Origin of the sequence: Streptomyces sp. NPDC050145 (genome assembly GCF_044460245.1) — a bacterium.
GTDB lineage: Bacteria > Actinomycetota > Actinomycetes > Streptomycetales > Streptomycetaceae > Streptomyces.
Window position 1 is genome coordinate 384,777 of the sequence record NZ_JBITJS010000007.1, and the last position, 21,030, is coordinate 405,806.

Annotated in this window: 18 protein-coding genes; 12 read left to right on the top strand and 6 right to left on the bottom strand. The window is 72.2% G+C overall.

The genetic code is table 11. The features are described from left to right. Positions 1 to 51: 51 nt before the first annotated feature. Positions 52 to 918 carry a phosphatase PAP2 family protein gene (locus tag ACIBTU_RS17020; RefSeq protein WP_399126980.1) on the top strand — a complete coding sequence of 289 codons (867 nt, stop codon included), beginning with the start codon at positions 52 to 54 and terminating at the stop codon, positions 916 to 918. A 217-nt stretch (positions 919 to 1,135) separates the two neighbouring features. On the opposite strand, the gene ACIBTU_RS17025 is transcribed toward ACIBTU_RS17020, so the two are convergent. Then, on the bottom strand, positions 1,136 to 2,710 hold the full coding sequence (locus ACIBTU_RS17025) for an amidohydrolase (RefSeq protein ID WP_399126982.1): 1,575 nt from the start codon (positions 2,708 to 2,710) through the stop codon (positions 1,136 to 1,138). A gap of 35 nt (positions 2,711 to 2,745) precedes the next feature. Next, complete coding sequence (locus tag ACIBTU_RS17030) at positions 2,746 to 4,191, bottom strand: APC family permease (RefSeq protein ID WP_399126983.1); 1,446 nt, start codon at positions 4,189 to 4,191, stop codon at positions 2,746 to 2,748. Between the two features lie 179 nt (positions 4,192 to 4,370). Between ACIBTU_RS17030 and ACIBTU_RS17035 the strand changes: the two genes are divergently transcribed. Next, positions 4,371 to 4,982, top strand: coding sequence for a TetR/AcrR family transcriptional regulator C-terminal domain-containing protein (locus ACIBTU_RS17035; RefSeq protein WP_399126985.1), 612 nt, complete (start codon positions 4,371 to 4,373; stop codon positions 4,980 to 4,982). A gap of 127 nt (positions 4,983 to 5,109) precedes the next feature. Here the strand turns inward: ACIBTU_RS17035 and ACIBTU_RS17040 are convergent, their stop codons facing one another. Continuing rightward, positions 5,110 to 8,112, bottom strand: coding sequence for a bifunctional [glutamine synthetase] adenylyltransferase/[glutamine synthetase]-adenylyl-L-tyrosine phosphorylase (locus ACIBTU_RS17040; protein ID WP_399126987.1), 3,003 nt, complete (start codon positions 8,110 to 8,112; stop codon positions 5,110 to 5,112). Between the two features lie 146 nt (positions 8,113 to 8,258). Here ACIBTU_RS17040 and ACIBTU_RS17045 point away from each other — a divergent pair, with 146 nt between their 5' ends. The 5 genes from ACIBTU_RS17045 to ACIBTU_RS17065 all read left to right on the top strand — a co-directional run bounded on the left by ACIBTU_RS17045 (position 8,259) and on the right by ACIBTU_RS17065 (position 13,085). Next, entirely contained in the window at positions 8,259 to 8,690 is a 432-nt protein-coding gene (locus ACIBTU_RS17045; protein WP_399126989.1) for a VOC family protein, read from the top strand. A gap of 231 nt (positions 8,691 to 8,921) precedes the next feature. After that, a complete protein-coding gene (locus tag ACIBTU_RS17050; RefSeq protein ID WP_399126990.1) occupies positions 8,922 to 9,812 on the top strand; it encodes an alkaline phosphatase family protein in 891 nt (296 codons plus the stop codon). A gap of 1 nt (position 9,813) precedes the next feature. Beyond that, on the top strand, positions 9,814 to 11,091 hold the full coding sequence (locus ACIBTU_RS17055) for an MFS transporter (protein ID WP_399126991.1): 1,278 nt from the start codon (positions 9,814 to 9,816) through the stop codon (positions 11,089 to 11,091). A 539-nt stretch (positions 11,092 to 11,630) separates the two neighbouring features. After that, positions 11,631 to 12,659, top strand: coding sequence for a TolB family protein (locus ACIBTU_RS17060; RefSeq protein WP_399127025.1), 1,029 nt, complete (start codon positions 11,631 to 11,633; stop codon positions 12,657 to 12,659). 3 nt (positions 12,660 to 12,662) lie between these two features. Next, positions 12,663 to 13,085 carry a VOC family protein gene (locus ACIBTU_RS17065; protein ID WP_399126992.1) on the top strand — a complete coding sequence of 141 codons (423 nt, stop codon included), beginning with the start codon at positions 12,663 to 12,665 and terminating at the stop codon, positions 13,083 to 13,085. Positions 13,086 to 13,139: 54 nt separating this feature from the next. Here ACIBTU_RS17065 and ACIBTU_RS17070 read toward each other — a convergent pair whose 3' ends face one another. Beyond that, positions 13,140 to 13,541, bottom strand: coding sequence for a hypothetical protein (locus ACIBTU_RS17070; RefSeq protein WP_399126993.1), 402 nt, complete (start codon positions 13,539 to 13,541; stop codon positions 13,140 to 13,142). A gap of 1 nt (position 13,542) precedes the next feature. Next, complete coding sequence (locus ACIBTU_RS17075; RefSeq protein ID WP_399126994.1) at positions 13,543 to 13,896, bottom strand: hypothetical protein; 354 nt, start codon at positions 13,894 to 13,896, stop codon at positions 13,543 to 13,545. Positions 13,897 to 14,158: 262 nt separating this feature from the next. Between ACIBTU_RS17075 and ACIBTU_RS17080 the strand changes: the two genes are divergently transcribed. Beyond that, positions 14,159 to 15,169, top strand: a complete 1,011-nt coding sequence (locus ACIBTU_RS17080) for an aldo/keto reductase (protein WP_399126995.1) — start codon at positions 14,159 to 14,161, stop codon at positions 15,167 to 15,169. Between the two features lie 42 nt (positions 15,170 to 15,211). Beyond that, on the top strand, positions 15,212 to 15,631 hold the full coding sequence (locus tag ACIBTU_RS17085) for an SRPBCC family protein (RefSeq protein WP_399126996.1): 420 nt from the start codon (positions 15,212 to 15,214) through the stop codon (positions 15,629 to 15,631). A 102-nt stretch (positions 15,632 to 15,733) separates the two neighbouring features. Here the strand turns inward: ACIBTU_RS17085 and ACIBTU_RS17090 are convergent, their stop codons facing one another. Continuing rightward, positions 15,734 to 17,095: a glutamine synthetase family protein gene (locus ACIBTU_RS17090; protein WP_399126997.1), complete on the bottom strand. Its 1,362-nt coding sequence runs from the start codon at positions 17,093 to 17,095 to the stop codon at positions 15,734 to 15,736. A 294-nt stretch (positions 17,096 to 17,389) separates the two neighbouring features. On the opposite strand from ACIBTU_RS17090, the gene ACIBTU_RS17095 reads away from it, so the two are divergent. The 3 genes from ACIBTU_RS17095 to ACIBTU_RS17105 all read left to right on the top strand — a co-directional run bounded on the left by ACIBTU_RS17095 (position 17,390) and on the right by ACIBTU_RS17105 (position 20,863). Next, positions 17,390 to 18,079 carry a DUF3105 domain-containing protein gene (locus ACIBTU_RS17095; RefSeq protein WP_399126999.1) on the top strand — a complete coding sequence of 230 codons (690 nt, stop codon included), beginning with the start codon at positions 17,390 to 17,392 and terminating at the stop codon, positions 18,077 to 18,079. Continuing rightward, positions 18,076 to 18,708: a DUF305 domain-containing protein gene (locus tag ACIBTU_RS17100; protein ID WP_399127001.1), complete on the top strand. Its 633-nt coding sequence runs from the start codon at positions 18,076 to 18,078 to the stop codon at positions 18,706 to 18,708. The genes ACIBTU_RS17095 and ACIBTU_RS17100 overlap by 4 nt, the downstream gene beginning before the upstream one ends. A 205-nt stretch (positions 18,709 to 18,913) precedes the next feature. Then, entirely contained in the window at positions 18,914 to 20,863 is a 1,950-nt protein-coding gene (locus tag ACIBTU_RS17105; protein ID WP_399127003.1) for a protease pro-enzyme activation domain-containing protein, read from the top strand. The last annotated feature ends 167 nt before the right edge of the window (positions 20,864 to 21,030 follow it).

The window sequence follows — 21,030 nt, forward strand, 5'->3', positions numbered from 1 at the left end:
CGCCCGAGGGATGATCGGACAGGGGGGTGGAATCTGGCAGACTCTGCGTCTATGGGTGAAAAGACCGTGACGACTGTGGAAGGCCGACAAGGGCCCACCAACTCACCCATCGCGGACGATCGCGCCGGGGAGAAGGGCTCTGGCCGGCTGCGTCGTCTGCGCGCCCCGCGCCGCCCGCGTCTGTGGTTCGAGATCCTTCTGATCGCGGTGAGTTACTGGACGTACTCTCTGGTGCGCAACGCGGTACCGGAGCAGAGGTCCCAGGCCCTGCGGAACGCGGACTGGATCTGGCAGGCCGAGCACCATCTCGGCATCGCCTTCGAGCAGAGCGTCAACCATGCGGTGAACGCCGTCACTTGGCTCGTCGTCGGCATGAACTACTACTACGCGACGCTCCACTTCGTCATCACGCTCGGTGTCCTCGTATGGCTGTTCCGTCGCCATCCGGGACGGTACGCGGCGACGCGGCTCGTCCTCTTCGCCACCACCGCGGTCGCGCTGGTCGGCTACTACTTCTATCCGCTGGCGCCGCCGCGTCTGATGCCCGGCGGGCACTTCATCGACACGGTCGCCGTGCACGAGACCTGGGGCTCCATGGCCTCCGGCAACCTCAAGACCATGTCGAACCAGTACGCGGCGATGCCGTCCATGCATATCGGCTGGTCGCTGTGGTGCGGGCTCACGATCTTCGCGCTGGCGTCGGTGCCGTGGGTGCGTGTGCTGGGTCTTCTGTACCCGGTGATAACGCTGGTCGTCATCGTGGCCACGGCGAACCACTTCTGGCTGGACGCGGTGGGGGGCATGGCGTGTCTGGCGTTCGGCTACGCGGTGGCGTGGGTCTGGTACGGGGCCCTGCCGTACGCCTTGCCGCGCGCTGTGGCGACGGGATCCGCCCCCGTCCTGCCGGTGAAGGTCTGATCGCGGCTGCGGCTCTCGTCGTGGCTGGTCGCGCAGTTCCCCGCGCCCCTGAAATGCAGACCCTTCGGGTCGCATTTCCCCGATACAGGTGCGGGGCGCCTTCCATCTGGGGAAGGCGCGGCGAAGCCGCATGCCTTCCAGGGGCGCGGGGAACTGCGCGACCAGCCCCCACCGGGGCCGCAGACCCGTGACAGCCGGAACCACCCCCTTCGAGGGGTTACTCGCCGCGGTGGGTGACCCGGCCACCGACCGTGGTCAGAACGACCGGCGCCTGCGCCAGCTCATCCGCCGGCGCCAGAACAGGGTCAAGCCCGAGCACCGTCAGATCCGCGCGCAGCCCCACCTCGATCCGCCCCCCGAGATGCGCCTCGCCGGAGGCGATCGCCGCATGCGAGGTGACCCCCTCCAGCGCCTCGAGCCCCGACAACCCCTGCCCGGCCCCCGCCGCACCTTCCGGCACCCGAGCCATGGCGAGTACCCGCCGCGCGTCGAAGTGCGCGATCGGCCAGTCGGACCCGAGCGCGAGGACCGCCCCCGCGTCCCGCAGATCCCGCGTGCGCCAGGCCCGCCCGGCCCGCTCCGCGCCGAGCCGCTTGGACCACTCGTCGCTGTGGTCGCCCTTCGTGTACGCGGTGTGCGGCGGCTGCATCGACGCGGCGACGCCGAGCGCGGCGAACCGCGGCAGCGTGTCGTCGGGCACGGTCTCGATGTGCTCGATGCGGTGCGCGTCGCGGCCGCTCGCGCCGAGCGCCTCGATGGTGTCGAGGGCGTGCCGTACGGCGGCGTCGCCGATGGCGTGCGTGGCGGTGCGGACGCCGGCCGCGTGCAGGGTCCGTACGGCGGCGCTGTACGCCTGCGGGTCGGGCCAGAACGCGTCCGTGCCGCGGCCGTGGCAGTCGGCCTGCTCCAGCCACGCGGTGCCGCCCTCGACGGTGCCGTCCATGAAGAACTTGACCGCGCCGACCCGCCAGTCCCGGCCGCGGCGCCGCTGGAGGGCGATCAGTTCGTCGAGGCCGTCCTGGTCGACGCCGGGCATGCACCAGGGCGCGACGGTGAGCCGCAGCGGCAGATCGGTGTCCTGCTCGACGGCGGCGAGGAGCTCGAGGTCGGCGCCGTCCATGACGTGGGCGCCGGTCAGTCCGGTGGCGGCCATGCCCTTGAGGAGGTCGACGAGGCCCGCGCGGCGCTTGTCGTACGAGAGCCGGGGCACGACCGCGTCGACGACGTCCATCGCGGCGTGCTCGATCAGGTGCCCGGTCGGGCGGCCCTCGGCGTCGCACACGATCTCGGCGCGCTGGGCGAACTCCCGCGGGCCGGTCACCTGCGCGGCGGCCAGCGCGGCGGTGCTCGCCAGCGCGGAGTGGCCGTCGTAGAGGCGCAGGAAGGCGGGGGCGCCGTCGAGAACGTCCTCGATGAGGTCGTGGTGGACGGGGCGGCCGCCGAAGGCGTTGTGGTCCAGGCCCCAGCCGATGACCCAGCCGTCGATCCGGGGCGCCGAGCGCAGCGCGGCACGGAGGGCGTCGAGGTCCTGGACGCCGGTGAGGTCGGCGCCGGCGGACATCTGCAGACCCCACACCGGGTGGCTGTGGGAGTCCACGAATCCCGGGGTCACGGTGGCTCCGGCGAGGCTCAGCCGCTCGGTCCCCGGGCCGGTCCAGTCGCGGGTCAGGGTGTCCGTGTCACCCAGTGCCGCGATGTGGCCGTCCTTGATGGCCAGGGCGGTGGCCTCCGGCCGGTGCGGGTCGAGGGTGCGGATGTTCGTGTCGGTGAGCAGGAGGTCGGCCTGGGGCATGGTGCGGGTCCGTTCTTGTTCGGGTGGGCGCGGCTCTACTTGCTGCCGAAGGCCTCGTAGACCTCGGGGCGCGTGCGCTTCAGGCGGTGGGCCAGGGGGAAGCCGAGGAGGAAGACGGCGGGGGCGACCGCGACCATGATCCCGTTGGCGAGGGGGGACGCTCCGGTGAAGAGGTCGATGTGGCCGATCACCAGGACGATCGCCGCGCCGAGCAGGACCGTCGCCACGGCCGGGGCCCAGACCGTGCGGGCCCGCCCTTCCGTGTGGGAGATCCGGCGGAAGAAGAAGGGGACCGCGAGCGCCGCGAGGAGCTGGAGGGCCATGAGGCCGAGCATGCCGGGCGTGTTCACCCAGAGCAGCAGCTGGTTGTACGGGTCCGCTCCGGCCGCCCAGAACGCGAGGACGACGACCGCGCCGAGCGCGCTCTGGGCGAGCCCCGCGACGTACGGCGAACGGTGCCTGGGGTGGACGCGGGCGAAGGAGCGCGGCAGGACGCCCTCGTCGGCCAGGGCCAGACCATAGCGGTTGATGGCGTTGTGGAAGGCGAGGAGGGAGGCGATGACGCTGGTGACGATGAGGACGTGCATCAGGTCGGCCGCCCAGCCGCCGACGAAGGTGGTGATGGCGGTGAAGAAGAGGTTCGCGGGGTCCGATCCGGCGGCCTTGACGACGTCCGCGTCGCCGAAGGCCTGGACGGCGATCCACACGGTGAAGGCGTAGAAGAGGCCGAGGAAGGCGACGGCGATGTAGGTGGCGCGCGGCACCGTGCGGTCGGGGTCGCGGGCCTCGCGGCGGTAGATGACGGTCGACTCGAAGCCGGTGAACGCGGCGAACGCGAAGGCCAGGACGGCGGCCGTGCCGGGTACGAGGACGTTGCCGGGGGCGAAGGACGCGGCGGACAGTCCGTGCGCGCCGCCCTTGAGGAGCACTCCCCCGGCGAGCAGGACGAGGATGCCGGTCTCGGCGACGAGCAGCACGCCGAGGAGTTTCGCCCCGAAGTCGATGGAGCGGAAGCCGCCGTACCAGATGAGCGCGAGCCCGGCGAGGGACACCGGCAGCCAGGGGATGTCGGCGCCGAACAGGGCGTGCACGGTGTCCCGGGTGGCGCTGCCGAGGAGCCCGTAGACGCCGATCTCCATGCCGTTGTAGCCGACCATGGCGAGCAGGGCGGCGCCGATTCCGGCGGGCCGGCCGAGGCCCTGGGTGATGTACGAGTAGAAGGCACCGCCGCCCTTCACGTGCCGGCTCATCGCGGTGAAGCCGACGGCGAAGACGGCGAGCGTGAGGCCCGCGAGGAGGTAGCCGGCCGGGGCTCCGATGCCGCCGAGGGCGATGGCGATGGGCGCGACTCCGGCCATGACGGTGAGCGGGGCGGCGGCGGAGACGACGAAGAAGGCGATGTCGGAGGTGCCGAGGCTGCCGGTGCGCAGGCCGGCCGGGGCGGCGCTCGGCGGAGCGGTCTTCGGGGAGGTCACGGACATGCGGGGAGGGGCCCTTCGGACGGCAGACAGGAGCGGCGGAAGGCCGTGCCGGGTGACGGCGGGGCGTAAATCTAAAGGCTTTCGGTTTCCGCAATGTAACCTCCCCGTCGGGCCTACGGGAAGACCTGTTTTTCCGGAGGGGCCCGCACGGGGACGGAAGAGAGCGGAGAGCAGGGCGGATGGGACGGCCGAGCAAGCGACTCCTGGACCGGGAGCGCATCACCACGACGGCGCTCCGGCTCGTCGACGAGACGGGCGAGTTCAGCGTGCCGGGGATCGCGCGGGCGCTGGGGGTGCAGACGGGTTCCGTCTACCACCACGTGGACGGGCGGGACGGCATCGTGGAGCTGCTGCGCGAGCGGGTCGCGGGGGCGATCGACCCGGCGCCGCTCACCTCGGGGCTGCCCTGGGACGAGGCGGTGGCGGGCTGGGCCCGCACCTACCGCGCGGCGTTCGCCGCGCACCCCCGGGCGATCCCGCTCCTGACGACGAACCCGGTGCGGGCGCCGCGCGTCCTGGAGCAGTACGAGCTGGCGGTGCGGGTGCTGCTCGACGCCGGGTTCGCGCTGCGGGACGTGATGCCGCTGATCATCGCCCTGGAGAACACGGTGCTGGGCTCGGCCCTGGACCTGGCCGCCCCGGAGGCGATGTGGGAACTACCGGACGAGGTGGAGACCCCCCTCCTGCAACAGGCCCTGGCCGCCCTCCCGGAATCCCGAGCGGACGCTTCGTTCGAACTGGCCCTGACGGCATTCATCGAACATTGCCGCACGATGCTGGAACGCCCCTGAAGGCTGCGCGCAGCGCATGCCTTCAGGGGCGCGGGGAACTGCGCGACCAGCCCCCACCAGGCCGCAGCCGCCCACGAACGACCAACCAGGCAGACGATCAGGCGCCCCCCGCCGAACCGCCGGAGGCTTACGCCCCGTAGAACCGCTCCTCCACCACCGCCCGGGCCCGCCGGGTGATCCGCCGGTAGTCGTCCAGCATGTCTCCGACGTGCCCGGGGTCGTACCCCAGGTACCGGCCGACGGCCCCGAGCTCCCGCCCGTCGGACGGGAACGTGTCCCCGGCCCGCCCCCGCACCAGCATCACCGCGTTCCGCACCCGCGTGGCCAGCACCCACGCCTCGTCGAGCACCTCCGCCTCCTCGCCCGGGATGAGGCCGGCCGCGCACGCCGCGCCGAGCGCCTCCCGCGTGCGGGTCGTGCGCAACCCCGGCTCGGCCCACCCGTGCTGAAGCTGCATCAGCTGCACGGTCCACTCCACGTCGGACAGTCCGCCGCGCCCGAGCTTGGTGTGCAGCGTCGGATCCGCGCCGCGCGGCAGCCGCTCGGACTCCATGCGGGCCTTGAGCCGCCGGATCTCGCGGACGGCGTCGTCGCCGAGGCCCTCGGCCGGGTAGCGCAGCGGGTCGACGAGGTCGAGGAAGGAGCGGCCCAACTCGGCGTCCCCGGCGACCGGTTCGGCCCGCAGCAGGGCCTGGGCCTCCCAGACCAGCGACCAGCGCCGGTAGTACGCCTCGTAGGACTTGAGGGTGCGCACGAGCGGGCCCGACTTGCCCTCGGGGCGCAGGTCCGCGTCGATGAGCAGCGGCGGGTCGGCGGTGGGCAGGGCGAGCAGCCGGCGCATCTCGGCGACGACCTTGTTGGCGGCCTGGGCCGCTTCGTGGTCGTCGACGCCTTCGCGGGGCTCGTGCACGAACAGGACGTCGGCGTCGGATCCGTAGCCGAGCTCGTGTCCGCCGAAGCGGCCCATGGCGATGACGGCGAAGCGGGTGGGCAGGGTGTCGCCCCAGCCGGCGCGGACGACGGCCCGCAGCGTCCCGGCGAGGGTCGCCGCCGTCAGGTCGGAGACGGCGGAGCCGACCCGGTCCACGAGCGCGCCCTGGTCGGCGACGACGGGCTGGTCCTCGGTGCCGTACGAGGCGATGATGTCGGCCGCGGTGGTGCGGAACAGTTCCCGTCTGCGCACCCCGCGCGCGGCGCCGACCGCCTGCTCGGCGCCGTCGGCGCGGCCGACCGCGGCGAGCACCTCCTGTTCGAGCTGGGCGCGTCCGCGCTGGTCGAGGCCGTGCGGATCGCCGAGCAGGGCGACCGCCTCGGGGGCGCGCATCAGCAGGTCGGGGGCGAGCCGGCCGGCGGACAGGACGCGGGCCAGGTTCTCGGCGGCGGCGCCCTCGTCCCGCAGGAGGCGCAGGTACCAGGGGGTCTTGCCGAGCGCGTCGGAGACCTTGCGGAAGTTGAGCAGACCCGCGTCGGGGTCGGCGGAGTCGGCGAACCAGCCGAGCAGGACGGGCAGCAGGGTGCGCTGGATGGCGGCCTTGCGGGAGACGCCGGAGGCGAGGGCCTCCAGGTGGCGCAGGGCGGCGCTCGGGTCCGCGTAGCCGAGCGCGACGAGCCGTTCGCGCGCGGCCTCGGTGCTCAACCGCGTCTCGCCGGGCGCGAGTTGGGCGACGGCGTCGAGCAGCGGCCGGTAGAACAGCTTCTCGTGCAGGCGGCGCACGGAGGAGGTGTGCCGCTTCCAGGCGCGGTTGAGCTCGGTGATCGGCTCGGTGCGCATGCCCATGGAGCGGCCGATGCGGCGCAGGTCGGCGTCGTCCTCGGGGACGAGGTGGGTGCGGCGCAGCCGGTAGAGCTGGATGCGGTGTTCGAGGGTGCGCAGGAAGCGGTAGGCGTCGTCGAGCTGGACGGCGTCGACGCGGCCCACGTAGCCGCCGTCGGCGAGGGCGTCGAGCGCGTCCAGGGTGGTGCCGCTGCGCAGCGAGGCGTCGGAGCGGCCGTGCACCAACTGGAGGAGCTGGACGGCGAATTCGACGTCGCGCAGGCCGCCGGGGCCGAGTTTGAGCTCGCGCTCGACCTCGCCCGCCGGGATGTTCTCGATGACGCGGCGGCGCATCTTCTGCACGTCGGGCACGAAGTTGTCGCGCTCGGCGGCCTGCCAGACGAGCGGGGAGACGGCCTTGACGTACGCCTCGCCGAGCTCGGGGTCGCCCGCGACGGCGCGTGCCTTGAGCAGCGCCTGGAACTCCCAGGTCTTGGCCCAGCGTTCGTAGTAGGCGAGGTGGGAGGCGAGGGTGCGCACGAGCGGGCCGTTGCGGCCCTCGGGGCGGAGGTTGGCGTCGACGGGCCAGATGGTGCCCTCGACGGTGGTCTCGGAGCAGATCCGCATCATGTGCGAGGCGAGCCGGGTCGCGGCCTGGAGCGCCTTGCCCTCGTCGGCGCCCTCGGCGGCCTCGCCGACGAAGATGACGTCGACGTCGGAGACGTAGTTGAGCTCGTGGCCGCCGCACTTGCCCATGGCGATGACGGCGAGCCGGCACTGGGCGGCGTCGCCGGGCGCGGCGGTGCGGGCCAGGGCGAGGGCGGCGCGCAGGGTCGCGGTGGCGAGGTCGGCGAGTTCGGCGGCGGTCTGCGCGATGTCGGTGGTGCCGCACACGTCGCGGGCGGCGATGGACAGCAGGCAGCGGCGGTAGGCGACGCGCAGTGACACGGGGTCGTCGACCTCGGCGAGGCCGCGCTCGAACTCCTCGACGCCCGGGTGCAGATCGCGCGGTTCGTACGTGACGAGGGCCTGCCAGTCGCCGGGGTGGCGGGCGAGGTGGTCGGCGAGGGCCTCGGAGGCGCCGAGGACGCCGAGGAGGCGGTCGCGCAGCGGCTTGGCGGTGATGAGGGTGTCGAGCAGCTCGCGCCGGCCGGTCTCGCCGGAGTCCCGCTCCTGCGCCTCGGCCAGTCGGACGAGTCCGAGGAGCGCCAGGTCGGGGTCGGCGGTGGCGCCGAGCGCGTCGAGCAGCAGCGGGTCGGACCGTACGGCGGACAGCGCGTCGGCGTCGAGCAGCCGCTCGGCGGCGGACGGGTCGGTGAATCCGTGCCGCAGCAGCCGGGTGAACGTACTGCTCCTGCGCCCTCGCGGCACCGACATCCCGGCCTCCTGTTCGATCACCAGCCCCCGCTGAGCCTACTGCGGACGGTGGGGGACCGATGAGTCGAGCGCGCGTGCGGAGTCTGCACGGGGGCGGGAGGATGCGAGAGCCGCATCCCGATCGTCCGAAAGGTCAAGGTCGCATCATGGAGTGGACCCTCGAAGTGGTCGTCGTCCCCGTCTCCGACGTGGACCGCGCCAAGGAGTTCTACGCGGAGAAGGTGGGTTTCAAGGTCGACCTGGACACCGAGGTGGCCCCGGGCATCCGCATCGTGCAGCTGACGCCGCCGGGCTCGCGCTGCTCGATCAGCCTGACGGAGGGCCTGCCGGGAGCGCCGGACCAGCGGGCGATGACGCCGGGTTCGCTGACCGGCCTGCAGGTGTGTGTCACGGACATCGCGGCGGCCCGGGAGGAGCTGGTGGCGCGCGGTGTGGCGGTCTCGCCGGTGCAGCACGCGGGCCCGCAGGGCTGGGCGGACGGCCCGGGCGGCGAGTGGAACTCGTTCATGTTCTTCCGTGACCCGGACGGCAACGGCTGGACGGTCCAGGAGGCGCCTTCGCCGCTCGCGGAGCGCTGAGGGGCGCCGAGGGGCGCTCGCGCGGGGTGCCGGGGGCGGGGCTCACCCGGGCGGGGCTGGGCGAGACGGGGCGGGGCGGGGCGGGGCGGTTCCGAACGGGGCGCGGCGGGCCCCAGGTTTCATCCATCGTTCACCCGCAGGGGTACGGAGGCCCGACACCCGGGTATTTTGGCGTGTGCATGCTCTGTCCGCACCGCCAAGGTCCCGTCACTCCCCCACACGGAGGCTCACGTGTCCGGCAGATCACTGTTCAGCCGCGCCCGCGGCAAGGCCGTCGCCTCGGCCCTCGCCCTGGCCACGGCCGCGACCGGCGGCTGGCTCGCCCTCACCGGCAGCGTCCCCGCGCACGCCGCGGCGACCGTCCCCACCCCCGACCACGTCGTCGTCGTGGTCTTCGAGAACCACGCGTACAGCCAGGTCATCGGCTCCTCCAGCGCGCCCTACATCAACAGCCTGAAGTCGGGCGGCGCCAACCTCACCGCCTCGTACGCCGAGACGCACCCCAGCCAGCCCAACTACTTCGCCCTGTTCTCCGGCTCCACCCAGGGGATCACGGACGACAGCTGCTACACCCCCGGCTTCTCCTCCGCCCCGAACCTCGCCTCGGAGCTGATCGGCGCGGGCAAGACCTGGGCCAGCTACAACGAGACCCTCCCCAGCCAGGGTTCGACGACTTGCTCCTCCGGCAAGTACGCCCGCAAGCACAACCCGTGGTTCGGCTTCAGCAACGTACCGACGTCGTCGGCGAAGACCCTCGCCCAGTTCCCCACGGACTACGCGACGCTCCCCCAGGTCTCCTTCGTCGTGCCGAACCTGTGCAGCGACATGCACGACTGCTCGGTCTCCACGGGTGACACCTGGCTGAAGAACAACCTGGGCGCGTACGCGACCTGGGCCAAGGCCCACAACAGCCTCCTCGTCGTCACCTTCGACGAGGACAACCGCCTCAGCGGCAACAAGATCCCCACCGTCCTCTACGGCCAGCAGGTGACCCCGGGCGCCACCTCGGCCACCACCTACAACCACTACGACCTCCTGCGCACCCTGGAGGACATGCACGGTCTGCCGCACGCGGGCAACGCGGCGTCGGCGAAGGACATCACCGGCGTCTGGACCCCGTGACATGTACGTAGCGGACAGCCGCGCCACTCCTTCGGCGCCGGCGTCCGCGGAGCCCGCCGCCCGGCCCGGCGCCGGGCGGCGGCGCGCCGTGGGCCCGACCGTGCTCGCACTCGGCACGGTCAGTCTGATCACGGACGTCTCGTCGGAGATGGTGACGGCGGTGCTGCCGCTGTACCTGGTGGCGGGTCTCGGCCTGAGCCCCCTCGGTTTCGGCCTCCTCGACGGCGTCTACAACGGCTTCTCGGCCGTGGTGCGGCTGCTCGGCGGGCACATCGCGGACCGGGGCGGCGGCCGGCACAAGACCGTCGCCGTCCTCGGCTACGGACTCTCGGCGCTGTGCAAGCCGCTGCTGCTCGTGGCGGGATCGCTGGCGTCCTTCGGCGCGGTGCTCGCCGCCGACCGCACCGGCAAGGGCCTGCGCACGGCGCCCCGCGACGCCCTCATCTCCCTGTCCAGCGAACCGGCCGCGCGGGGACGGGCGTTCGGCGTGCACCGGGCGATGGACACGGCGGGCGCGCTGCTCGGGCCGCTGGCCGCTTTCCTCATTCTGCGGGCGACCGTCGACGGCTACGACGCGGTCTTCACGGTGAGCTTCTGCGTGGCCGTGCTCGGGGTGCTCGTCCTGGTCCTGTTCGTACCGGGCCGGACGCCCTCGGCGCCCTCGGCGACTCCGCCCGAGCGCCCGGCCGCCGGGCCACACCCTCGCCTGCGCCTGCCGTCGACCGTCGTCCGCCCCACGATCTGCGCGGCCCTGCTCGGCCTCGCGACGGTCAGCGACGCCTTCGTCTACCTCGTCCTGCAACGCCAACTCGGCGTGCCGGAGCGCTGGTTCGCACTCCTCCCGCTCGGCACGGCGGCGGCCTTCCTGCTGCTCGCCGCACCCCTGGGCCGACTGGCCGACCGGGTCGGCGCCTGGCCGGTGTTCCTGGCCGGGCACGGCGCCCTGCTCGCGGTCTACGGCCTGCTGCTGACCCACGCGCACAGCCCGGCGCTGCCCTACGCGGTGCTTCTGCTCCACGGCACGTTCTACGCGGCGACCGACGGCGTCCTGATGGCGGCCGCCTCCACCGGCCTGCCCGCCGACCGCCGCTCGACCGGCCTGGCCGTCGTCCAGACGGGCCAGGCCCTCGCCCGGTTCGCCTGCTCCCTCGGGTTCGGGGCGCTCTGGACGGCGTGGGGCGACCGGAGCGCGCTGTCGGTGGCGGCCCTGCTCCTGACGGCCGCCGCCACGGTCTCCTACGCCCTCCGCCCCCGCACGAAAGCGACGGCTTCGGTATGACGTCCCGTACGACTGACGGTCCCTTGCCACCGGACCCTGCGAGCGAGTCGGTGCCGGGTACTTCGACCGGGCGGTCGACCGCCCCTGCGACCGATCCCTCGGCAGACTCCGCAACGGGCCCTGCGAGCGCGCACTCGACCAGTCCCATGCCCCCCAGCCCGACCCCAGACCTGAAGCCCGGCCCGGCGCCCGACCCCGCGACCGACTCCGCGCGCGCCACCGCCACCGCCACCGGCCCTGCAAGCACCCACGCGGCCGAACCCTCGACCCGTCCCGCGACCGGCCCCTCGACCCGTCCGACACCCAGCCCGGCCCCAGACCCGAAGCCCGGCCCGGTGACCGACCCGCAGCCCGGCCCGACGCCGCACGCGACTCTCGGCTCGGCGGCAGACGCGACGCCCGCTCCGGCCGGCGCCGACCCCACCGCGACCCGGGCCGCCGATCCGACGGCCGTCACCGTTCCCGCCCCGGCGGGCGACCCGGCGCCGGCGCCGGCGGCGGACTCGGCTCCCGAGCCCGAGGCCGGCCCCTCTCCCCGCCTGGGCAGCACCCGCGCCCGTCTCACCGTCCTCCTCGCCGCGGTGCTCGCGCTCGCCGCCGTCGCGACGGCCGCCGTGCTGCACGCCTCGGCGCGGGCCGAGCGCAGAGAACAGGCCCGGCCCGGCGGCCCCGCGGTGGCCTCCGGCCAGGTCGCGCTGACCCCGGGCGGCCGGCGCCTGGTGTTCCGCAACATGGCCTGGGGCCCGCACCGCGACGAACTCGCCACGGTCCCGGCCGGGGCGCCGGGCGGCCCCCGTACCGCCACCTCGACAGGCCGCAAATGCCTGCGCTTCTACGCGAGCGCGGGCACCGGGATCTGCCTCCAGGCCGTCCACGGCACCCTCGCCGACACCTACCGGGCGACCGTCCTGGACGCCCGCCTGCACGAGAAGGCGCACTACCCGGTCCCCGGCGTCCCCTCCCGCGCCCGGGTCTCGCCGAGCGGCCGGTACGCGGCGTGGACGGCGTTCGTCGGCGGTGACAGCTACGCGGGGACGAACTTCTCGACCCGGGCCGCGATCCTCGACACGGCCACCGGGAAACTGACCCCCACCCTGGAGACGTACGCGATCGTCAAGGACGGCAAGCCGTACCGGGCGACGGACGCGAACTTCTGGGGCGTGACGTTCGCCCGCGACGACCGCCACTTCTACGCGACGCTCGCCACGCACGGGGCCACCTACCTGGTCCGCGGCGACCTGCGCCGCCGCACGGTCACCACGCTCCACCGCAACGTCGAATGCCCGTCGCTGTCCCCCGACGGCACGCGCATCGCCTACAAGAAGAGGGTCCCCGGCCTCCCCTCCGACGCCCCCTGGCGCCTCTACGTCCTGGACCTGGCCACCGGCCACGAGACCCCGCTCGCCGAGACCCGCAGCGTGGACGACCAGGCGGTCTGGAGCGACCCCGCCCACGTCACGTACGCGCTCCCCGGCGACTACGGCGCCGACCTCTACTCCGTCCCGGCCGACGGCTCGGGCACTGCGCGCCGACTCGCCACGGCGGCGGTCTCACCGGCCTACCTTTGACTCATGGAGATGACCCTCGAAGTGATCCCGCTGCCCGTCTCGGACCTCGACCGGGCGAAGGCCTTCTACGTCGACAAGGTCGGCTTCCGCTGCGACGTCGACCGCGAACTGATGCCGGGCAGCCGCATCGTCCAGCTGACCCCACCCGGTTCCGGCTGCTCGATCGTCCTCAGCGAGAACGTCCCGATCCCGACGGGCACCCCGACCCCCGGCACGTACCACGGCCTGCAACTCGTGGTGACCGATATCAAGGCCGCCCGCGAAGAACTCCTCGCCCGCGGCCTGGACGTCTCGGAACCCGTCCAGTTCGGCCCCTCCGACGGCGGCACGTTCATGCACTTCACGGACCCGGACGGAAACGGCTGGGCGATCCAGGAGTACCGCCGCAGGGAGACCGTGCCCCTGCGGGACGCGCTCCAGCCCTGACGGCGCGGCACGAACGAAACGAGCACGGCTCCGGCGCCGGCGCCGGCCTCGGCGTCAGCCGAAGACGAGCCCCACGTCCTTGTCCACGCAGTACCGCAGGACGACGACCAGTTCACCGAGGTCTTCGAGCCGCCGCCGCAGAACGGGATCCCGGTCACCGTCACCATCGCCGTCGTCAGGTCGGCGCCGGCCGAGGACCTCTTCCAGCCGGGGCAGCATCACAGCGCATTGAGCAGGGCTGAGGTCGGGGCCGCCGTCATCCGGATGGTCGAGCAGTGGCGCCGGCGTGGTGGAGACGCCGGCCCACTGCCGATCTCCGCCGAAGCCGTACATTTCGGCGAGCACGAACCCCTCGGCCTGGGCCGGCCACGCTCTGAACATGCCGAAACCGCTGTAGGACCAGGAGACGTCCGGGCTCGCCACGTCGTCGTCCCCCGGGAAGAGCATCAGTCCCATGTCAGCCGAACCGGTGGACGACCTGGATCTCGCCCACGATGTGGGCGTTGAACTCATCCAACTCCTCGGCCGGGACCCAGAGTTCGAGGATCGTCCGGCCGCCGGCCTGCTGGACGGGATACCGGCTCAGGAACTCCGAGTCGACCTCGAACCGGGTGACGAAGCCGGCGCCGTCGTGCTTCACGTTCCAGTCCCGGGCGATCCGGATCGCGTAGCCCTCGTTCAGGACCGGGTAGAAGATCGGCTGCTCGGGCAGCCGGGGCGGCCAGGCACGCCAGTTCAGCTCCCGCACCAGATCCAGCTCCACGGGGCCGGTGGGGCGCCACAGGGTCGTCGTCGCTCGCCGGGTCGTCATGCGTATCGCTCTCCGAACGTGGGCCGCCGGGACGGCGGATCGGGACCGGACGATACCGGGACCACCGGCCATCGACCCGGGCGGCCACGGACAGACACGACCCACTTACTACGCGAACGCACGAAGAAGGCTCTTGCATTAACCCGCGTACGCAAGTATTGTCTTCACGTGTAAGAAGCGCCTGCATCTAGAACCTCTGGGAGGGGAGGCCAACCCGGCCTCCCCTCCCCCTCCCCCACATCTCGCAAAGGCACTCACACTCATGTCGCTCAAGAACATCCTCCCCGGCCGCCTCGGCTTCGGCACCGCCCCGCTCGGCAACATGTTCCGCGCCATCCCCGACGAGGAGGCCGCCGCCACCGTCGAGGCCGCCTGGGACCAGGGCGTCCGCTACTTCGACACCGCCCCCTTCTACGGCGCGGGCCTGTCCGAGGAACGCCTGGGCCAGGTCCTGTCCACCAAGCCGCGCGACGCGTACGTCCTGTCCACGAAGGTCGGCCGGGTCGTCCTGGACGAGATCGAGAGCGACGTCCCCGACTTCGGCGAGAAGGGCGGCCTGTTCGAGCACGGCAACCCGAACAAGCTCCTGCACGAGTGGACCGCCGAGGCCACCGAGCGCTCCATCGAGGGCAGCCTCAAGCGCCTGGGCACCGACCGCCTCGACATCGTCTGGGTCCACGACATCGCCCAGGACTTCCACGGCGACGACTGGATCCAGAAGTTCGAGGAGGCCCGCACCGGCGCCTTCCGCGTCCTGTCCCGCCTCCGCGACGAGGGCGTCATCAAGGCCTGGGGCCTGGGCGTCAACAAGACCGAGCCCATCGAGCTGACCCTCGCCCTCGACGAGCCGCAGCCCGACGGATTCCTCCTCGCCGGCCGCTACACCCTCCTCGACCACGAGCACTCCCTGCAGCGCCTGCTCCCCATGGCCCAGGAGCAGAACGTCGACATGGTCGTCGGCGGCCCCTACAGCTCCGGCATCCTCGCCGGCGGCACCCACTTCGAGTACCAGCAGGCCCCGGCCCACATCATCGAGCGGGTCACCAGGATCAAGGCCCTGACTGAGAAGCACGGCGTCTCCATCAAGGCAGCCGCCCTCCAGTTCTCCCTGGCCCACCCGGCCTCCGCCGCCGTCGTCCCGGGCGCCACCAAGCCCACCCGCATCGCCGAGGACACCGCCGCCCTCGACGAGAAGATCCCGGCCGCGTTCTGGACCGACCTCCGCACCGCCGGCCTGGTCAGCCCCGCCGCCCCCCTCCCCCACAACGCCTGAACCACCTCACGCCTGAACGACCCCCGAGGAGAAGAAGCGACCATGGCTTCCACGTCCGTCTCCCGCACCGTCCCCGCCACCCCCCAGCAGGTCTGGAACCTCATCGGCGGCTTCGACGCCCTCCCCGACTGGCTCCCGTACATCCCCCGGTCCACCGCCCTCGAAGGCGGCCGCGTCCGCCGCCTGACCAACCCCGACGGCGACGTCATCATCGAACGCCTCGTCGACTTCAACGAGGCCGAACACCACTACAGCTACGCCATTCTCGAGGCCCCCTTCCCCGTCGACGGCTACGTCTCCACCCTCCGCGTCCACCCCGTCCCCGGCCACGACGACATCGCCGAGGTCCAGTGGTCCGGCCGCTTCAACCCCAAGAACGCCACCGAACAGGAAGTCGTCGACCTCTTCACCACCATCTACACCGACGGCCTCGACGCCCTCACCAAGACCCTGGCCGCCTGACCACCCCCTCGCAAGCACCGCACGGCCCGGACACGCAATACGCGCGCCCGGGCCGCGGCGCGCGACCCGTGGCCGCCGCCCATGAAACCGCCCTGAACTGCCCTACAGCACCGGCAAGTTCTTCCGCAGCTCGAACGCAGTCACCTCGGAGCGATACTCCTCCCACTCCTGCTTCTTGTTGCGGAGGAAGAAGTCGTAGACGTGTTCGCCGAGGGTTTCCGCGACGAGTTCTGAGCGTTCCATCAGGGCGATGGACTCGCCGAGGTTCTGCGGGAGGGGTTCGATGCCGAGGGCGCGGCGTTCGGCGTCGCGCAGGGCCCAGACGTCGTCGTCGGCGCCGGGCGGGAGTTCGTAGCCCTCCTCGATGCCCTTGAGGCCGGCGGCGAGGAGGACGGCGTAGGCGAGGTAGGGGTTGCAGCCGGAGTCGAGGGAGCGGACCTCGACGCGGGCCGAGCCGGTCTTGCCGGGCTTGTACATGGGGACGCGGATGAGGGCCGAGCGGTTGTTGTGGCCCCAGCAGATGTACGAGGGGGCCTCGCCGCCGGCGCCGGCGGTGCGCTCGGAGCCGCCCCAGATGCGCTTGTAGGAGTTGACCCACTGGTTGGTGACCGCGGAGATCTCGGCGGCGTGGCGCAGCAGGCCCGCGATGAAGGAGCGGCCGACCTTGGAGAGCTGGTACTCGGCGCCCGACTCGTAGAACGCGTTGCGGTCGCCCTCGAAGAGGGAGAGGTGGGTGTGCATGCCGGAGCCGGGGTATTCGGAGAACGGCTTGGGCATGAAGGTCGCGTTGACCCCCTGCTCCAGGGCCACCTGCTTCATGACCAGGCGGAACGTCATGATGTTGTCCGCCGTGGAGAGCGCGTCCGCGTAGCGCAGGTCGATCTCCTGCTGGCCGGGGGCGCCCTCGTGGTGGCTGAACTCGACCGAGATGCCCATCGACTCGAGCATGGTGATCGCCTGGCGGCGGAAGTCCATGCCCACGTTCTGCGGGGTGTGGTCGAAGTAGCCGGAGTTGTCGGCCGGCGTGGGGCGCGAGCCGTCCAGCGGCTTGTGCTTGAGGAGGAAGAACTCGATCTCGGGGTGCGTGTAGAAGGTGAAGCCGAGGTCGGAGGTCTTGGCCAGGGCGCGCTTGAGGACGTAGCGCGGGTCGGCGAAGGACGGGGAGCCGTCGGGCATGAGGATGTCGCAGAACATGCGGGCCGTGCCGGGGGCCTCCGCGCGCCAGGGCAGGACCTGGAAGGTGGACGGGTCCGGCTTGGCGATCATGTCGGACTCGTAGACGCGGGCGAAGCCCTCGATGGCGGAGCCGTCGAAGCCGATTCCCTCGTCGAATGCCTGTTCAAGCTCGGCGGGGGCCACGGCCACCGACTTGAGGAAGCCGAGCACGTCCGTGAACCACAGGCGTACGAACCGGATGTCGCGCTCCTCCAGAGTCCGGAGCACGAATTCCTGCTGCTTGTCCATCTTCCGCTTCCACCCATCCTTGCTGGTCAGGCCGCCTGCTCCAACGCCGTCGAAAGGCCTGCTTCCATCCCACCACACGCCCGTTTCGTGCGCGTTGCCGACCATGATCGTCCTTGATCGGCCGGTGTGGTTCTCATAGTGCCTGCCGGTCCCCTTCCGGCCATAGTGCCTGCCGCCGTCCAGCCCCACGACAGGGGGCCCGCACCTGGGCCGGAAGCCGTCTCCCGCGACCCCTGTTTCCCCACTACGATCGGCGGACCCGTCCGTCTCATCCTTTTCACAGAAGGACTCTGCATGGGTTCCGCCAAGAGCACGACCCCTCTGTCCGCCCGGGACCGCATCGAGGAGATGCGGCGTGCCGAGCGGGCCCGCGAGCGGCGCCGCCGGATCTCGGTCGTCGTCGCGAGCACGGCCGTCGTGGCCGCCCTGATAGGAGCGGGCGCCTGGGCCGTCAGCAAGAGCGGCGACGACGACGCGTCGTCGTCGAAGGCCGGTGCGAAGTCCGATGCGAAGGGCGCGGCCGGCTCCGGGCACTTCAGCTACGACAAGGACGGCGTCGGCACCTGGAGCGGCAAGCTCGCCCGCAACCACGTGGCGAAGAAGGTCGCGTACCCGATGGAGCCGCCGGTCGGCGGCGACCACAACCAGGTGTGGATGAACTGCAACGGCGACGTCTACGGCAAGGCGCTCGCGAACGAGAACGCGGTGCACGCCCTGGAGCACGGCGCGGTCTGGGTCACGTACAACGGCAAGGCCTCCGACGCCGACGTCGCCGCGCTGGAGAAGAAGGTGAAGGCGACCCCGTACTCGCTGATGAGCCCGGTCGAGGACCAGAAGGACCCGATCATGCTCAGTGCCTGGGGGCACCAGCGGACGGTGAAGAGCGCCTCGGACCCGGCGCTCGGCGCGTTCTTCGAGCGGTTCGTGCAGGGGCCGCAGACGCCCGAGCCGGGTGCGGCGTGCACGGGTGGTCTGAGCGGGTGACGATCGCGACCAGGTGGCTGCTGCCGGCCGCGGCGGCGGTGCTCGTCGCGGCCGGCGCGGTCACGTACGCGGTGGCTGACGACGACCACCCGTCGGCCCCGGCCGCCGTCGCGGTGCCGGGCGCGGACTCCGCGGACGCGGGCTTCGCCCGGGACATGGCCGTGCACCATCAGCAGGCCGTCGAGATGTCGTACATCGTGCGCGACGGGACACGCGACGAGGACGTGCGGCGGCTCGCCTACGACATCGCGCAGACACAGGCGAACCAGCGCGGGATGCTGCTCGGCTGGCTCGATCTGTGGGAGCTGCCCAAGGTGTCCGCCGATCCGCCGATGACGTGGATGGGGATGGGGGACGCACCGGCCGGTGAGGACGGGGCGCTGATGCCGGGGATGGCGACGAACACGCAGCTGGAGACGTTGCGCGGGAAGCACGGCCGGGAGGCCGAGGTCGGCTATCTGCGGCTGATGATCGCCCACCACAAGGGCGGCGTACACATGGCCGAGGGCTGTGTGAAGCGCTGCGAGGTGAAGGCCGAACGGCGCCTGGCGCGCGGCATGGTGGAGTCGCAACGGTCGGAGATCGACCTGATGACGGGGATGCTGAAGGAGCGCGGCGCCCGGCCGTAGCGTCGCGCGGCCGGACCGGTCACGTTGTGCCGAAACGACGTCAAACCAACGCTAATCCGACGCCAATCCGGTTGCACCCGACCGGACTTGACCCGACTTGACGTCAACTTGATCGTTCCATTCCCCTCACGTGAACGGTTGGTGGTGAGAGTGGGGGCCCTCTGCGTGTGCATCACATGTGCACCTCACCCAGGGGGTTTCCACGATGAGATCCATCCGCGGCACACGCCGCACCCGCGCCAGAGCAGGCCTGAGCATCGCGGCGACACTGCCGCTGCTGGCCGGCGCACTCGCCCTCGCCGCCCCGGTCGCGCAGGCCGACACGGGCGCCCGGGACACGCTCTCCGGCACCAAGCCGCTGTGGGCCACCGGCTCCGCCGACCGCGGTGCCACCCCGGACGGCAACACGGTCCACACCCGCGTCTACCTCGCGGGACGCGACGCGAAGGGCCTGGCCGCGTACGCGCGTGCCGTGTCCGACCCGAAGTCGCGGCAGTACGGGAAGTTCCTGACGGCGAAGCAGGCGCGCGACCGTTTCGGCGCGACGCAGCAGCAGGTCGCCGAGGTCACCGCGTGGCTGAAGGCCGCGGGCCTGACCGTCACCGGCACCACGGAGCACTACATATCCGTGTCGGGTGACGTGGCCGCGACCGAGAAGGCGTTCGGCACCCAGCTGCACGACTTCGCCAAGAGCGGTCACACCTACCGGGCCCCGTCCAGGGCCGCCTCCGTGCCCGCCTCCCTCGACGGCGCCGTGCTCACGGTCACCGGCCTGGACAGCGCCCCGCACAAGGCGACGAAGAAGGACCAGCTGCCGCCGCCGGACGCCGTGTTCCGCAACTCCGGGCCGTTCTCCTCGTACTACGGCTCGAAGACCGCGACGACGCTCCCGGACGCGTACGGCGGCAAGGTCCCCTACGCGATCAAGGGGTACACCGGCAAGCAGCTGCGCGCCGCCTACGGTGCGGGCAAGGCCACCGGCAAGGGCGTGCGGGTCGCGATCACGGACGCGTACGCCTCGCCCACCATCGCGAAGGACGCGGCGGAGTACGCGTCCAAGCACGGTGACGCGCCGTACGCGAAGGGCCAGTTCAACCAGGCCCTGCCGAAGAACTACACGAAGACCGAGGAGTGCGGCGCGGCCGGCTGGTACGGCGAGGAGACCCTCGACGTCGAGGCCGTGCACGCGGTGGCGCCGCAGGCGGGCATCACGTACGTGGGCGCCTCGTCCTGCTACGACGACGACCTGCTCGACTCGCTGCACAAGATCGTCGACAAGCACCTGGCCGACATCGTCTCCAACTCCTGGGGCGACATCGAGGCCAACCAGACGCCCGAACTGGCCACCGCCTACGACCAGGTGTTCCAGCTCGGCGCCGTCGAGGGCATCGGCTTCTACTTCTCGTCCGGCGACAACGGCGACAACGTCGCGTCGACCGGCACGAAGCAGGTCGACACGCCCGCCAACTCGGCCTGGGTGACCGCCGTCGGCGGCACCTCGCTGGCTGTCGGCAAGGGCGACGCGTACCAGTGGGAGACCGGCTGGGGCACGCTCAAGGCCGGCCTCTCGGCGGACGGCAAGAGCTGGACCGACTTCCCCGGCGCGTACACCTCCGGTGCGGGCGGCGGCACCAGCAAGACCGTCCCGCAGCCCTTCTACCAGAAGGGTGTCGTGCCGGGTGACCTCGCGCGGGCCAACGGCGGTCTGAACCGTGTCGTGCCCGACATCGCCGCGGTCGCCGACCCCAACACCGGCTTCCTGGTGGGCCAGACGCAGACCCTGCCCGACGGTTCGCTCGGCTACGACGAGTACCGCATCGGTGGTACGTCGCTGGCGGCGCCGGTGATCGCGGGTGTGCAGGCGCTGGCGCAGCAGGTGCGCGGTGGGCATGCGATCGGGTTCGCGAACCCGGTGATCTACGGCCACTACGGGTCGCGGGTCTACCACGACGTCACGGACAACCCGGTGAAGGGTGACCTCGCGGTGGCGCGGGTCGACTTCGCGAACGGGGCCGATGCGGCGGACGGGCTGCTCACCTCCGTTCGCAGCCTCGGGAAGGACGCGTCCCTGAAGGCGGTCCGCGGCTACGACGACGTCACGGGTGTCGGTTCGCCGACCTCGGGTTACGTGTCGTCCTACGGCCGCCGCGGCTGAGGCTTACGCCGACGCGAGCGTCTGCCCAGCCCCCATCGATCGCGACCACCGGCCGGTGGGGGGGGGGGGGGGGGGGGGGGGGGGGGGGGGGGGGGGGGGGGGGGGGGGGGGGGGGGGGGGCGGGGCGGGGCCCCGCGGGGGGGGGGGGCGGCGCCGGCGCCCGGGCC

Excerpts from the sequence above, each read along its gene's own strand:
- ACIBTU_RS17095 (WP_399126999.1), top strand. The coding sequence starts at position 17,390 with ATGGGTTCCGCCAAGAGCACGACCCCTCTGTCCGCCCGGGACCGCATC.
- ACIBTU_RS17025 (WP_399126982.1), bottom strand. The coding sequence starts at position 2,710 with ATGCCCCAGGCCGACCTCCTGCTCACCGACACGAACATCCGCACCCTC.
- ACIBTU_RS17040 (WP_399126987.1), bottom strand. The coding sequence starts at position 8,112 with ATGTCGGTGCCGCGAGGGCGCAGGAGCAGTACGTTCACCCGGCTGCTG.
- ACIBTU_RS17090 (WP_399126997.1), bottom strand. The coding sequence starts at position 17,095 with ATGGACAAGCAGCAGGAATTCGTGCTCCGGACTCTGGAGGAGCGCGAC.
- ACIBTU_RS17105 (WP_399127003.1), top strand. The coding sequence starts at position 18,914 with ATGAGATCCATCCGCGGCACACGCCGCACCCGCGCCAGAGCAGGCCTG.
- ACIBTU_RS17055 (WP_399126991.1), top strand. The coding sequence starts at position 9,814 with ATGTACGTAGCGGACAGCCGCGCCACTCCTTCGGCGCCGGCGTCCGCG.
- ACIBTU_RS17045 (WP_399126989.1), top strand. The coding sequence starts at position 8,259 with ATGGAGTGGACCCTCGAAGTGGTCGTCGTCCCCGTCTCCGACGTGGAC.
- ACIBTU_RS17020 (WP_399126980.1), top strand. The coding sequence starts at position 52 with ATGGGTGAAAAGACCGTGACGACTGTGGAAGGCCGACAAGGGCCCACC.
- ACIBTU_RS17080 (WP_399126995.1), top strand. The coding sequence starts at position 14,159 with ATGTCGCTCAAGAACATCCTCCCCGGCCGCCTCGGCTTCGGCACCGCC.
- ACIBTU_RS17070 (WP_399126993.1), bottom strand. The coding sequence starts at position 13,541 with ATGGGACTGATGCTCTTCCCGGGGGACGACGACGTGGCGAGCCCGGAC.
- ACIBTU_RS17035 (WP_399126985.1), top strand. The coding sequence starts at position 4,371 with ATGGGACGGCCGAGCAAGCGACTCCTGGACCGGGAGCGCATCACCACG.
- ACIBTU_RS17085 (WP_399126996.1), top strand. The coding sequence starts at position 15,212 with ATGGCTTCCACGTCCGTCTCCCGCACCGTCCCCGCCACCCCCCAGCAG.
- ACIBTU_RS17075 (WP_399126994.1), bottom strand. The coding sequence starts at position 13,896 with ATGACGACCCGGCGAGCGACGACGACCCTGTGGCGCCCCACCGGCCCC.
- ACIBTU_RS17065 (WP_399126992.1), top strand. The coding sequence starts at position 12,663 with ATGGAGATGACCCTCGAAGTGATCCCGCTGCCCGTCTCGGACCTCGAC.
- ACIBTU_RS17030 (WP_399126983.1), bottom strand. The coding sequence starts at position 4,191 with ATGTCCGTGACCTCCCCGAAGACCGCTCCGCCGAGCGCCGCCCCGGCC.